The sequence below is a fragment of the Psychrosphaera sp. B3R10 genome (genome assembly GCF_018861025.1).
Taxonomy (GTDB): Bacteria; Pseudomonadota; Gammaproteobacteria; order Enterobacterales; family Alteromonadaceae; genus Psychrosphaera; species Psychrosphaera algicola.
Genome location: NZ_JAHKQH010000009.1, coordinates 147,798 through 161,517 on the forward strand (window position 1 = coordinate 147,798; position 13,720 = coordinate 161,517).

Annotated in this window: 16 protein-coding genes; 5 read left to right on the forward strand and 11 right to left on the reverse strand. The window is 40.4% G+C overall.

All coding sequences use genetic code 11. The features are described 5' to 3' along the window. Positions 1–15: 15 nt before the first annotated feature. The 3 genes from KO525_RS04330 to KO525_RS04340 all read left to right on the forward strand — a co-directional run bounded on the left by KO525_RS04330 (position 16) and on the right by KO525_RS04340 (position 1,858). Entirely contained in the window at positions 16–435 is a 420-nt protein-coding gene (locus KO525_RS04330) for a hypothetical protein (protein ID WP_215962558.1), read from the forward strand. Positions 436–580: 145 nt separating this feature from the next. Further along, positions 581–1,465 carry a peptidylprolyl isomerase gene (locus tag KO525_RS04335; protein WP_215962559.1) on the forward strand — a complete coding sequence of 295 codons (885 nt, stop codon included), beginning with the start codon at positions 581–583 and terminating at the stop codon, positions 1,463–1,465. Positions 1,466–1,615: 150 nt separating this feature from the next. After that, entirely contained in the window at positions 1,616–1,858 is a 243-nt protein-coding gene (locus tag KO525_RS04340; protein ID WP_215962560.1) for an RNA-binding protein, read from the forward strand. Between the two features lie 133 nt (positions 1,859–1,991). On the opposite strand, the gene KO525_RS04345 is transcribed toward KO525_RS04340, so the two are convergent. Beyond that, positions 1,992–2,669, reverse strand: a complete 678-nt coding sequence (locus KO525_RS04345; protein ID WP_215962561.1) for a hypothetical protein — start codon at positions 2,667–2,669, stop codon at positions 1,992–1,994. A 199-nt stretch (positions 2,670–2,868) separates the two neighbouring features. Here KO525_RS04345 and KO525_RS04350 point away from each other — a divergent pair, with 199 nt between their 5' ends. Beyond that, the gene (locus KO525_RS04350; protein ID WP_215962562.1) at positions 2,869–3,744 is read left to right on the forward strand and encodes a DMT family transporter; all 876 of its coding nucleotides are present in this window, start codon (positions 2,869–2,871) and stop codon (positions 3,742–3,744) included. An 86-nt stretch (positions 3,745–3,830) separates the two neighbouring features. Here the strand turns inward: KO525_RS04350 and KO525_RS04355 are convergent, their stop codons facing one another. The 6 genes from KO525_RS04355 to KO525_RS04380 all read right to left on the reverse strand — a co-directional run bounded on the left by KO525_RS04355 (position 3,831) and on the right by KO525_RS04380 (position 9,073). Then, on the reverse strand, positions 3,831–4,814 hold the full coding sequence (locus KO525_RS04355; protein WP_215962563.1) for a rhodanese-related sulfurtransferase: 984 nt from the start codon (positions 4,812–4,814) through the stop codon (positions 3,831–3,833). Positions 4,815–5,005: 191 nt separating this feature from the next. After that, a complete protein-coding gene (locus tag KO525_RS04360) occupies positions 5,006–6,328 on the reverse strand; it encodes an MFS transporter (protein ID WP_215962564.1) in 1,323 nt (440 codons plus the stop codon). Positions 6,329–6,492: 164 nt separating this feature from the next. Beyond that, positions 6,493–6,978: a GNAT family N-acetyltransferase gene (locus tag KO525_RS04365; RefSeq protein ID WP_368668263.1), complete on the reverse strand. Its 486-nt coding sequence runs from the start codon at positions 6,976–6,978 to the stop codon at positions 6,493–6,495. A gap of 35 nt (positions 6,979–7,013) precedes the next feature. After that, positions 7,014–7,622 carry a peroxiredoxin gene (locus KO525_RS04370; protein WP_215962565.1) on the reverse strand — a complete coding sequence of 203 codons (609 nt, stop codon included), beginning with the start codon at positions 7,620–7,622 and terminating at the stop codon, positions 7,014–7,016. A gap of 137 nt (positions 7,623–7,759) precedes the next feature. Beyond that, positions 7,760–8,413, reverse strand: a complete 654-nt coding sequence (locus tag KO525_RS04375) for a GntR family transcriptional regulator (RefSeq protein WP_215962566.1) — start codon at positions 8,411–8,413, stop codon at positions 7,760–7,762. A gap of 231 nt (positions 8,414–8,644) precedes the next feature. Then, positions 8,645–9,073, reverse strand: a complete 429-nt coding sequence (locus KO525_RS04380) for a MarR family winged helix-turn-helix transcriptional regulator (RefSeq protein ID WP_252736791.1) — start codon at positions 9,071–9,073, stop codon at positions 8,645–8,647. Between the two features lie 93 nt (positions 9,074–9,166). On the opposite strand from KO525_RS04380, the gene KO525_RS04385 reads away from it, so the two are divergent. Next, the gene (locus KO525_RS04385; RefSeq protein ID WP_215962567.1) at positions 9,167–9,580 is read left to right on the forward strand and encodes an MAPEG family protein; all 414 of its coding nucleotides are present in this window, start codon (positions 9,167–9,169) and stop codon (positions 9,578–9,580) included. Between the two features lie 91 nt (positions 9,581–9,671). On the opposite strand, the gene fre is transcribed toward KO525_RS04385, so the two are convergent. The 4 genes from fre to rho form a co-directional block, all read right to left on the reverse strand. Then, a complete protein-coding gene (gene fre / locus KO525_RS04390; RefSeq protein ID WP_215962568.1) occupies positions 9,672–10,382 on the reverse strand; it encodes an NAD(P)H-flavin reductase in 711 nt (236 codons plus the stop codon). Positions 10,383–10,397: 15 nt separating this feature from the next. Further along, the gene (locus KO525_RS04395; protein WP_215962569.1) at positions 10,398–10,691 is read right to left on the reverse strand and encodes a 2Fe-2S iron-sulfur cluster-binding protein; all 294 of its coding nucleotides are present in this window, start codon (positions 10,689–10,691) and stop codon (positions 10,398–10,400) included. After that, positions 10,692–12,176, reverse strand: coding sequence for a 4-hydroxy-3-polyprenylbenzoate decarboxylase (ubiD, locus tag KO525_RS04400; RefSeq protein ID WP_215962570.1), 1,485 nt, complete (start codon positions 12,174–12,176; stop codon positions 10,692–10,694). It lies immediately after the preceding gene. A 109-nt stretch (positions 12,177–12,285) separates the two neighbouring features. Next, positions 12,286–13,554: a transcription termination factor Rho gene (gene rho / locus KO525_RS04405; RefSeq protein WP_215962571.1), complete on the reverse strand. Its 1,269-nt coding sequence runs from the start codon at positions 13,552–13,554 to the stop codon at positions 12,286–12,288. Positions 13,555–13,720 lie beyond the last annotated feature (166 nt).

The following is a 13,720-nucleotide window of genomic DNA, read 5'->3' on the forward strand; positions in this document are numbered from 1 at the left end:
CCAAAGAGAGACACAATGTACCGACCTATTTTGCAACTCAGATTTATTTTTCTTTTTGCCGTTTTTAGTAGCAGCGTTGTCAAAGCAAGTGAACTAAACCATAACCTAGGAACAGGATTACAGTATTCCGGTTTAATTGGCTATCAAATCTCACTACAGAAAGAGCAGCATCTTTTGCGAGGTGCGGTTGGTTTAATAGGCGCTAGCGCAGGCTATGATTATTTGCTTAACAGTAACTGGTCAATCGGAGCGACATATACAGCTACCATACGATCGGTTTATTCTCTAAATATTAACTACTACCCACAAAGTTTAACTGATGGTTTCCGAGTTGGACTGGATTTGGGCCATATGCCGGATACCGATGGCGACGGTTTTTTTAGCACCGATGGCGCCAAAAATGTAATTTGGTTAAGTGCAGGATTCGCTTTTTAGACCAGTGTATATCCGTTAAGGTTGGCATCTAGTATTTACAAAATGCACAATTGGTAAAGTCTAGAACAACATCGATGTATTGAATTGGCGTATAAAAAAGGTCACAGTATCGGCTTAAAATCAATCTGCTCACTGGAGTGAACGTATGTTGGCCAAAACCTGTAAAGCCACATTTGGACTTTTGTTTTTTATTTTCTGCTCAGCGGCAATAAGCCAAGAAAACGAATATTCAGTTCCGCAGTCAGACTTAGTCTATTTAGAAACCACCGAAGGTTTAGTGATCATTCAACTATTGCCACAGGTATCACCAAAACATGTTGAACAGTTTAAGCAACTTGTCAGCAGCCAATGGTACAACGGCCTCCCTTTTTACCGAGTCATTGAAGGCTTTGTTGCTCAAGCCGGTGAAGGTGAAGGCGAATGGAATAATGTAAAAGGAAAACCCTCTAAATTTAAACAGCCATTAAAGGCCGAGTTTACCCAGCCAGTCTCAGATAGCTTTACCTTAATCCAAAGCCCCGATCTATTGGCTCCACAAACGGGCTTTATTAATTCAGTTCCCGCTGGCCGTGATCTTACAACTAATGAACAGTGGTTTTTGCACTGCTCCGGCACAGTGGCGATGGCAAGGGGCAACGGTGCTGATAGTGCCAGTTCTGAGTTTTATATCGTCATAGGGCACGCTCCGCGTCATCTCGACCGTAATATGTCGGTGTTTGGTCGAGTTGTTTTCGGTATGGACGTTGTACAACGACTGCCTCGAGGAGATAAGCTCAAGGGGGGCATAATTGATAGCGACCAACCAAAAGGAATGATTAACAGTGCGCACATTGGCGATACATTAACTACAAACAAGCAATATACCGTAAAGGTACAAATGGTCGAATCGGCTGCATTTCAACAACGAATCGACTCGTCTAAAAACCGGACCCATGAGTTTTATACGTACCCTGGGAATGGAAATATCGATGTTTGTTATTACCAGCCAAGTGTTAACGCGACACCTACGGCGAATAACCTCATCAAATAGTGCCAAATTGGCACGCTTTTATGGGGTTATATTTGATTGAAGTGATACATTTACTTGTGGTCGCGTTCATTCACTCTTATCATGACCAGCATACCCTTATTTACCGTGTTGAGTTACGCGGTAATTTGAGTTCATTACAAATGAGATCACATGAAAATAATTGCTAGAAATTTATCCCGTTCAACAACCGAAGAGCAGCTTACTGAAGCTTTCACCCAGTTTGCTGAATTAGAATACTGTACATTGGTATTGGACAAAGTCACCGGTAAATCCAAGGGATTTGGGTTTGTTGAAATTAATGACGACAAAAAAGCCCTTTTAGCCATAGTTAAGTTAAACGGCACAAAGCTAGACGGCAAAGTAATCCGAGTAAAAAAAGCTGAAGATCAATAAACACTAAGGCTTGGTTAAACATCTCGCTGTTGTCTAAAGACGGCACCAAAAAACTGCTAGCCGCTTGTATTTATTGACGTGGCTATCAGTTTTAATTTTTCTATCGCGGGTAATTCAGAAACGTCCCTTAGCATCAAAGCCGAACACCAGTGACAAAACTACAATTTGGGAAAAATCGATATTGGTCGACTGGCTTTAACTCTACTATTTGGATTTTACTGACCTTATCAACTTCAATTTTTTGTTCAATTTCAAAATAGAACCACCATTGCTCATTCAGCGAAGTGAGCTCTAGATACGGGTAACTTCTTACCTTCCAGTAGCCATTTAGGTGATCTGCTTTACTCTCTTTGTTTTCAGAAAACATCATCGTATAACGGTTGTCATCTTTAAGACTAATTTTCACCGACTCATTACAGTTACGACTTTGGTAATCATCGGCTAAATCTTGAGTCGCGACTTTATTAGCCGTTTTAACGCCGTCTGGCAATAAGTACAAACCGACGCTATTTTTGGTATACCAATGATTTCCTGCAACAAGTGCCCGCGTTTGTTGGATAGGCCAGCCAATCTCAGTAAGTGTTTTAGTCAACAATGAGACACTTTTGTCATCTTGAATAAATAAAGAATATAACACTGCAGACTGTTCTATGTCCTCGGGAAAAGCATATCTATTTTTAACGACAGTAAAGTTGGCGTCCTCTAATGCTTTGGTTATTTTTGAGACATCTGTGGTGGGTAAATATCGGGTGTAAAAATGAACTTTAGTGCTAGTACAGCCAGTCAAATAGAGGCAAAATAAAATACTCATTATGAACCGCATTTTACCTCCCTAATATATTTTCTCTCTTAAATATTCTGCTTAAGAGCTTGAGTTCGATAAGCCATTAACCACTGACAATAGCAAATTCAGGTAGCTAATATAAGATATAAAACAAATCCTATTGTCATAAACAATGGTTAGAGTAATCTTCTGTTTTCTTTAAATATAATATTTTCAGGGCAATGTAATGACTTGGGTTTTATTTACGTTACTAGCGGTTGTTATGCAAACATGGCGCAACGCCTTGCAAAGCAAACTGAGTGCACATGTACACACGTCTGGCGTGACTTTGTCGCGCTTTTTGTTTGCGCCACCTATCGTCGCGATTTACCTATACGGTTTGTATTTGTACCAGCCAATGGCGATACCTGAATTTAATACCCGCTTTATTATTTATGCCTGTATTGCGGCGGCCACCCAAATTGCAGCGACGGCTTTTATGGTTATCTTGTTTAAGCAAAAAAACTTTGCGGTTGGCGCCGGACTGGCAAAAAGTGAAGCGCTTGTGGCCGGCGTTTTAGGTGTGTTGTTTTTTGGTAGCAATTTGTCATTGTTAGGTTGGCTTGGGATTTTTATCGGGTCTATAGCCATTTTTGTTTTAAGTAGTGCCGGCAAAAAAGGGTCGTTAAGCCCTAAAACCTTGATGATTGGACTTGCCTGCGGCACTTGTTTCGCCCTTACCTCTTTGCTAGCAAGAGAAGCAAGCCATTTACTTGATGTGCCATTTCATGTCGGCGCGGCGTGGTCTTTATTGTGGGTTTTGTGTATTCAAACTTTAGCGCTAACACTTTATATTTTTAAACAACAACCACAGGTTTTAGCTGAATTAAGTCAACATAAAATCATGACAATCGCCACTAGTATAACGAGTTGTATTGGCTCTATCGGTTGGTTTACGGCAATGGCATTACAGCACGTGGCCTTAGTTAAAACATTGGGCCAAACCGAAGTGTTATTTACGATTATGATCTCGGTATGGTGGTTGAAAAAGCCAGTACAACGTTATGAAATTATTGGTTTATTGTTAATTGCAGTGGCGGCAATACTTGTGATGTGGAGTTAATTTTGAAGAACGAATAAAACAAAAAAGGCAACGTAATACCGATTAGTATAATACGTTGCCTTCGCTAAAGAACGGCGTCTTAAAAATTACGCCTTAGCGTTTCTAGCTTGTTCTTTTTTTTGCAGTTTTAGCGCTTTTCTAGCTTCAATAACGTCTTTGGCTTCTGAGCCAATATGTTCTTCGCCACGTTGTTTCGCCAATTCCATTTGCTTTTGACGCTCCGCAAATCGTTCACGCTGTTCATCTGTAACTTTGTCGATGCAATGTGGGCATGAAATACCGACAACATAGTGCTCTGATTGTTTTTCTTCTTCAGTGATCGGCATACGACACGCATGACACTGGTCATATTCGCCTTTTTCTAAATCATGATTTACCGTTACACGATTGTCAAAAACAAAACACTCACCTTGCCATTTGGTCTCTTCTTTTGGCACGTCTTCAAGGTATTTTAAGATACCGCCTTCAAGATGGTAAACTTCTTCGAAGCCTTGCTCTTTTAGATAGGCTGTAGATTTTTCGCAGCGAATGCCACCAGTACAAAACATCGCAACTTTTTTATGTTGTTTCGGATCAAGATTTTTTTCGACATATTCAGGAAATTCGCGAAACGTTTCAGTGTTAGGATTTACCGCCCCTTCAAATGTACCAATTTGCACTTCATAGTCATTACGAGTGTCAACCAATACCACTTCTGGGTCACTTATTAACGCATTCCAATCTTTGGGTTTAACATAGGTGCCAACCACTTCTCTAGGGTCAATACCTTCAACCCCCATTGTCACGATTTCTTTTTTAAGCTTAACTTTGCAGCGATAAAATGGCATTTCATCGTCGAAGCTTTCTTTAGTCGAAATATCAACTAAACGAGGATCCTGACGAAGCCAAGTTAATAACGCGTCTATTCCTTCACGATGACCGGCTACCGTACCGTTAATCCCCTCTTCCGCTAACAACAAAGTACCTTTGATACCGTTAGCTTCCATTGTATTTTGTAATGGCTGACGGAGTTCTTGAAAATTTTCTAAGCGCACAAACTTATACATTGCGCACACTACTACTTGTGACATGTCGATTCCTCTTGCCCCCCGGAACGTAAAACCGGAGCATATGGATAATTTTGGAGCGCGATTATACCCAATAATTAACAAAAAAAAAGCCAAGCTGACTAAATTTCAATCAGATGCCTCGGTACGGCACCAAAACATTGATCTCGCTCAATATGATTTAGATCACTCCTCGCGATTAAAAGTTCATCCGTTTATCGTTGCCCAGTAGATTTAGCTTCGGTTTTAACGTCAGGTCCCGACATATGTTCCAAAACGTGATACAGATAAATGATAAACAAAGCCAACAAACCACACCCCAAAAAGAGTATCGGTCCGCCGAAATAATCTAAAATGATACCACCGCCTAACGGTGCAAAGGCAAAGCCAAAATCATAAAACGATGCTGCACCAAAGTACGCACCTCTTAAATGCGCGGGCGCAATCCGGTCGATATGAACGTTCATCGTTGGGAACAAAATCGCTTCCGCTAGACTCATAATAATCACCGCTGCAATCCAGCCCCAAAACATAGTGACCGGGTTTAACGCAAACCAAAGTTGCGATATGGCTAATAACAACAAGCCGATTTGTACTCGCCTTATGAGACTTTGTTTAGACATCATTTTAAGCAAAATAAATTGGCACGTTATGATCACCATCGCATTGGTAAATATCATTGACGATACCAACTCCAATAAGTCGGTTACTTTTTCACGGGTTAAGTATTGTATTAATGAACTGTCCATTTGGCCGTAAATAAACATACACAACACGTTCGCCAAGATTAAATATTGCAGCAGTTTGTCTTGTCCTAAGATCCGTAAAACATATTTTAATCCGCTTTTTGGTTTATCACTTTTAGACTCATTATTAGTTAATGTTTGTCGCTTATCGAACTGAACCTGAACCATATCTTCAATGGGATCTAACGTGTCGATTTTGGCTTGGCGGTCAAAATGACGGAAGCCCAAAAACAATAAAACGAGCAAAAATCCAAACGCATAAGTTGTGAAATAAAAGCTCGACTGTTGACCTGTTAACCCCAGCCAAACACCGACAATTGGACCAATAGCACAGCCAACATTTACGGCAAAATACAATGACTGCATGGCAAGCTCTCTGACGCCTGAATCATCAATAACATCGCCAATTAACGCCGAGGTAAGCGGACGCCAAAGTGCGGTGGCAATGGAACACAACGTAATAACAATTACAAAGCCATTTACTGTATTTGCTTCAGCTAAAAGACTAAAGGAAATGATATACAACACGCCCGTGGCATACATCATAGGCCGTCGACCTATTCGGTCTGATAAACTGCTGACTACAAAACTGACTAAGACCGAGACTACCGCTGCTGAGGACAAGATAAGCCCGATTCTAGTAGCCGAAAGCTGAAACTTTTCAAAAAGTATCACCGCCAAAAACGGCCAAACCATATAAAAGCTGCCACGGGTGATAAAAGACCCAAATAGTAATATCCACATTAACAACGGAAATCGTTTAACAGTTTTAAACGATACGGACTGAGTCATAAACATTCCTAATAAAAGTGGAGCTTATTACCGAGAAATAAAAGCATATAAATTTAAGAGAAGTAAGTCGAAGTATTAAACAGATAACGAGTTAAGTATCGACAGGACGTATTAATACTAAGTCGTAGAATTATTAACCGTCCTGTTTGAACAACGCGGATAAATTATTTAATTGGCTTTTCCCAGAACATCGCTTTGCCCATTTTGGGGTCAAGCTCGTATCCAGTAAAACCGTATTTTAGATAAGCATTTTTGGCAACCTCATTGCCTTCCAATACTTCTAGGGTAATTTTGCATGCGCCACGTTCTTTCGCCACTTGTTCTATCATTGCGATCATTTTCTGACTTAGGCCTAATCCCCTATAGCCATCATTAACCCCCATATCATGGATATTGACAATAGGTTTGCATTTGAAAGTTGAAAACGTCTGGAAACAATTTCCCAACCCTGCAATTTTACCGTCAACAAAAGCCAAAACGGTAAACGCATTTGGCGTGGATTGTAGGCCAGCTATCAAATTTGCCTGAGCAAATTCTGATAATGCTTGGCCGCCACCCATAGGGTCTTTGGCGTACATATTTAAGGCCAAAACAATTGCAGAAGCGTCCTCAGCGTCGTCGTAATTTGCTAATCTAATATCAATATTCACATTTATTGCCTTTTATCCCACAGTGGAACATTTTGTTAATTAGTTGATGGTTTAGATATTAATGCTTTTACTTGCTCTAACAACTGTTCACCCGTTGGTCGGGTGGTATGGTCGGTTGAAACGTAATACCAGGCCACTTCCGACTCCGAAAGCGTCGGTGCCTGTTTAATCAAAAATACCGCAGGATGCGGCAACCCTTCTTCTGAATTAATGCCGTATTGTTTTGTGACCTGCAGGTCAGTGTCCATCAAAAAAGTATAATCTTGGCCAAATTTGCGTTGCGTATTTTGAGCAGCACTTTGTTGATCTGGCGAAACCGCGACTAACTTAACATTATATTGTTTCAGCTGTGGCAGTACTGGCTGAATCGTACTGAATTGATCAATACAATACGGGCACCAATCTCCACGGTAAAAAACCAAAAGCACATGTTGGTCGGTTAGTATATCAGCTAGACTTAATTTCCCCCCTGAAGCACTCGGTAAATTAAACCCAATTGGAGATTGACCTTTTTGAATATTAAAACCGGCAAGATCGGAGTAGTGCCCCGCCAAATTTTGATTGTTCGCAGGACTAATTGAGCATGCTACTGTGACAAATAACAAGGTTACGATTGAAAGTAGTTGAACAAGTTGCTGTTTCATTTCAGTTCCTAATTTATGCCACACTGTAATTTATGGCACACTTTAATTTATGGCACACCGTAATGATAATAAGAACCAACTTTTACTGATTTTATTGCAGATGAAAAGACTAAATCGCGTTATTGTTCTATTTTGCTTTAACGCGACTCACTTGCTTCTATTAACGTAATAATATTGTATTTTGCTTTAAGAATATGATCCCGCAAATATTCACAAGCCGCGTTAATTCGTTTTTCAGCACAAAGTACCAATAATTTTTTATGCTCAATTTGTGACGACTTGTCCCCGCCCGCTAACGTCAAGTGCATTCGAATATAGCGCAGCGAGTTTTTAATCAGGACGTCCGCAAGCTCAAATGTATGGGGCCGGTCTGCGCGGCTATATAGAATATTATGAAATCGATAGTTGAGTTCGCCTAGTGTTGTACCGTGATCTTGGCACTCGGCCATTTTATCCATGAGTTCTTGCGCATAGGCAATATCGTCATCTGTTAGATTGGGAATTGAATAAGACAATAATTCGGTTTCAAGTAAACAACGTAATTCAAATACTTCATCAACTTGTTTTGCAGACATATCGGCTGCCGTTGCTCCTTTATGCGGTTCGAAATTAACTAGGCCTTCCGCTTCTAGTTGCAACAACGCTTCTCTAACCGGGATCCGACTAACATTAAGTTCTTCAGCTAATGCCGCTTGACGTAAAGGTTCTCCGGCTTTAATTTCGCCCTGCAAAATTCGCTCTCTAATTGCCTCTGCAACAAGCTGGGTACGAGTTTTATGTACTATAGCCATATGTGTCCTTTTATATTGCGTGTTTAAATCCGCTTTCCAACTCACATGGTGTTACATGACCGATGAACACTAGAAAGCGAATTTAATTATACAAGCTAAAGGCTGACGGTCTAAGGATTCAATTGTTACAATTTGCTATAAATAAAAATAAAATGCTTTGCTCATTCTTTAGACTGAATCGGACTAGATTAACTCAATTGGCAATAACTTTGCTGGGTAAACGGTCTGACATTACTCAATTAAGTTTTCCACCAATTTGTCGGTAAGCGTTTTAAGTAATAAAACCTCTTCTCTCGACATATTAGAAACCTGACACATTAATTTTTCAGGAATACCACTCGCTTCTTGCTGCAATAGCCAGCCCTTGTCAGATAATTGAACATGTTTAATTCTTTTATCCAGTTCCGACGGCACAATATTGATAAGATTTTTGGCTGATAACTTTTTTAAAATCAGCGATAAAGCGCCGCCATCGATATGAGTCTTGGCCTTAACTTGTTTCACTTCAACATTGTCTTCTTCCCATAATGCCATTAATACAACATACTGAGGATAGGTGAGCCCAAGCTCATCTAAAAGTGGGCGATACGCCCTTGTTATCGCATTAGATGCGACGTAATAACGATGACAGATTTGGTTAGATAATTTTAGCTGTTCCATAATTCCAAATTTATTTTGTACACAAACAAATTGATTTTAGCAGATTACCCTAGTATTATAATTTGCATACAAACTAATAACTGAGGAAACAAAATGTTTGAACAATACACACAGGTTTTATTTGTCGTCACATCCTTACTTGCCATGATGGTTCTGCAAGCCTTAATTGCGACAGGAGCTCATAGAAAACAAACTGAATATGTGCCAGGAATTGTCAGCGCAGAACTTGATCATTTTTCCTTTGTATTCCGCAGTAATCGTACTTTTCTTAATTCACTGGAAAACGTGCCTTTGTTTGTACTTTCAGTTTTAGTTGCATGCTTAGTTGGTGTAAATGCTGAGCACTTATTAACAGTAACCGTGATATTTTTTGTTGCTCGTTTGGTTCATATGGTGTTGTTTTATGCTATCGCGACCAATAAAAACCCAAGCCCTCGCAGTTACTTTTATATGATTGGTTTATTTGCCCAGTTGTACTTGATAGGCGTTATCTATGCGTCATTTTAACTGCTAAAAACCGTAATTTGATAAAACCAAGACATAAAAAAACCGTAATTAATATTACGGTTTTTTTGTAAATCGTGTATTAACCAATATGTTAAATAAAGGCAAAAGCGTCAGCGTATAAGTGCTCTAAAACAGCGCCATGTTTGACAAAATCTTCACGAGCAACTCCTGCCATTTTAAATGGCCCGGCTAAATAAACATCAAATGCTTCTAAGCTCGCAAAGTCAGCCATAACCGCTTGGTGAACATAACCCGTTTTCCCCTGCCATTCCGCCGTAGCTTCTTCAATTACCGGGACATAAGTAAAATTAGGGTTTTGTTTTGCCCATATCATCATTTCGTCACTGGCATAAAGACTCTCTTCATCCTTTGCGCCCCAGTAAAAAGTGACATTACGCTCCGGATAATGATTTTTAATATGTTCTGCAATCGAACGGGCATACGAAAAACCAGTTCCACCCGCCATTAAAATAATTGGTCTAACGCTTTTCTCTTGATAAAACGCGTTACCAAGCCCAATTTCAAGCGTCACAACATCATTGTTCGCCATGTGATCCAAAGCACCACGCGGATAAGCGTCATCAGGTCCCGCACCTATATGCAATTCGATATGTTGGTCATCTGGGCAACTGGCAATCGAAAAAATCCGCTTGTCTTCGTCCGACAAAACAATTTGCAGATATTGACCAGCAAGGTAACTTGGCTTTGTTAAAGGCTGTAGTTTCACTACATTTACAAAATCGGTCACGGCTGTTATTGAAATCACTTCTGCCTGAATCGTTTGAGCACTAACAACTTGCATTAAATCTTTACTCTTTTATTTAATAAATGGATGGTGCAATACCATGTCCGTTAATGGATACCCGATACAACTATAGGTATATTTTTGAGGGTTGTCTGGATCTGTGCCCATCGTTAACGATAAGGACTCTGGATCACGGTCGCCATAACTGACTTCCCCACTTAATGTTTTACAAACACATGCTGTACACACGCCTTGTCTGCAACGATATGGAAATTCGATGGAATTTCGTTCTGCAGCTTCTAAAATCGTTTCGCCTACGGCAACGTCAAACTCAATATTGTTTGGCTGAATGGTTACTTTAGTCATTTATTTATCTCCATCCGGCAGAGGAATGTTTAGGTCATCCCAAATAGCATCAATTCGTGTTTTTACAGCTTCATCCATCACAATGGGAATACCCCATTCGCGGTCGGTTTCACCCTGCCATTTGTTTGTGGCATCAAGGCCCATTTTAGAGCCTAAGCCAGAAACCGGTGAGGCAAAATCCAAATAGTCGATTGGGGTATTTTCAATTAATACGGTATCTCTAGCCGGATCCATGCGGGTCGTTATTGCCCACATAACATCTTCCCAGTTTCTTGCGTTAATGTCGTCATCACACACAATAACAAACTTAGTATACATAAATTGGCGTAGGAAAGACCAAACGCCCATCATCACGCGTTTGGCATGACCTGGATACTGCTTTTTCATGGTAACGACCGCTATACGGTATGAACAGCCTTCTGGCGGTAAATAAAAATCAACAATTTCAGGGAATTGCTTTTGGATAATCGGCACAAAAACTTCGTTTAATGCCACTCCCAAAATAGCTGGTTCGTCTGGTGGACGACCGGTATAAGTGCTGTGGTAAATCGGGTCTTTACGGTGAGTAATATGCGTTACCGTAAATACTGGGAAGTCATCAACTTCATTATAGTAACCAGTATGGTCACCATATGGTCCTTCTGGTGCCATCTCATTTGGGTCTATGTATCCTTCTAGTACGAATTCCGCAGAGGCCGGAACTTGTAGATCATTAGAAATACATTTTGTCACTTCAGTTTTGCTACCACGCAATAAGCCAGCAAAACCATATTCAGACAGAGTGTCAGGAACCGGCGTTACTGCGCCTAATATCGTTGCAGGGTCGGCACCTAATGCTACCGACACTGGGTAATTCTCGCCTGGATTAGCCTTTTTAAATTCGAGAAAATCTAATGCGCCGCCACGGTGCGACAACCAACGCATAATCAGTTTATTTGGCCCCAATAACTGTTGACGATATATCCCCAAGTTTTGTCTTGGTTTATTAGGACCCTTAGTGACGGTTAATCCCCATGTCACCAGTGGCGCGACATCACCAGGCCAACAATGTTGGATTGGCAACTGGGTCAAATCTACGTCGTCACCTTCAATAATAACTTGCTGACAAGGTGCTTTTTTCACTTCTTTTGGCGCTAAATTTAACACTTGTTTAAAAATAGGCAATTTTGAAAATGCATCTTTAAGACCCGCCGGCGGCTCCGGTTCTTTCAAAAATGCTAACGTTTCACCGACACCACGTAATGCCGATACATCTTCTTGTCCCATACCCAGAGCAACACGTTTTGGTGTACCAAACAAATTCACTAGGACGGGAATGCTTGAGCCTTTTGGATTTTCAAACAAAATGGCAGGACCTTTGGCACGCAAAGTACGGTCGGCTATTTCGGTCATCTCAAGATAAGTATCAACTTCAGTGGTGACGCGAACCAATTCGCCTTTCTCTTCCAAAAGTGCAATAAAATCGCGTAGATCTTTGTATTTCATTTCAGGGTACCAACAGATAAAGAAGTGTTTTTATTGCTTTGAAACTAAAAATAAACCCCAATCTAAGTTGGGGTTTATTATCAATCAACTAACTAAATTGATCGGATGGTTAGTTGCCTTTTTGGCGCTTCATTGAATCGAAAAACTCTTCATTCGTTTTGGTCAACGAAAGCTTGTCGATCAAAAACTCCATCGCTTCAATTTCTTGCATCGGATGAACAATTTTGCGCAGGATCCACATTTTTTGTAGTTCATCTGCCGATGTCATCAACTCTTCACGACGCGTACCACTGCGGTTAAAGTCGATAGCAGGGAATACACGGCGCTCAGCAATCTTACGATTTAGATGTAACTCCATGTTACCCGTACCTTTAAATTCTTCGTAGATAACTTCATCCATCTTAGAACCGGTATCTACTAACGCAGTTGCGATAATCGTTAAACTACCACCTTCTTCTACGTTACGAGCAGCACCAAAGAAACGTTTTGGTTTGTGCAGAGCATTTGCGTCAACACCACCTGTCAGTACTTTACCTGACGAAGGGATTACGGTGTTGTATGCACGAGCCAAACGCGTTATTGAGTCAAGTAAGATAACAACATCTTTTTTGTGCTCAACTAATCGCTTCGCTTTTTCAATTACCATTTCAGCAACTTGTACGTGACGACTCGCTGGTTCGTCAAACGTCGATGCAATAACTTCACCTTTTACTAGGCGTTGCATTTCGGTTACTTCTTCTGGACGTTCATCAATAAGTAGAACCATTAACGTCGCTTCAGGGTGGTTAGCGGCAATTGAAGTTGCAATATTTTGCATCAACATTGTTTTACCCGCTTTAGGTGGTGCAACGATCAATCCACGTTGTCCACGACCAATTGGTGAAGCCAAATCTAAAACTCGAGCTGTAATATCTTCAGTCGATCCATTGCCGCGTTCCATAGTAAAACGGTCAGTTGCGTGCAGAGGAGTAAGGTTTTCGAAAAGAATTTTATTGCGGGAGATTTCTGGTTTGTCGTGATTGACTTGTTCAATTTTTAATAGTGCGAAATAACGTTCAGAGTCCTTCGGAGGGCGAATTAAGCCTGAAATGGAGTCCCCTGTTCGCAAATTGAATCGTCTAATTTGACTAGGAGAGACGTAAATATCGTCTGGGCCTGCCAAATAAGAGGAATCGGCACTGCGTAAAAATCCAAATCCGTCTTGTAATATTTCTAAAACACCATCACCGTAAATGGATTCTCCACTCTTGGCGTGTTTTTTTAGGATGGAAAATATGATGTCTTGTTTGCGTAGACGAGCCATATTTTCTAAGCCCATCGATTCCGACAGCTTAACTAACTCGTTAATCGGCTTATTTTTTAATTCACTTAAATGCATATAGGATGTCTTTATATTTGATATGAGCTATCTGAAGTTATTGTTTGTTTAGAGTAACTAGGCGTGCGGGGTTTGCACAAACTGTTAAGTAAGTTAGCAGTATTTTTAACCAGCGTAAAGCTAACAGAGCCAAATCTTAATATAAAATCGTTTTTTTTTCTATTTT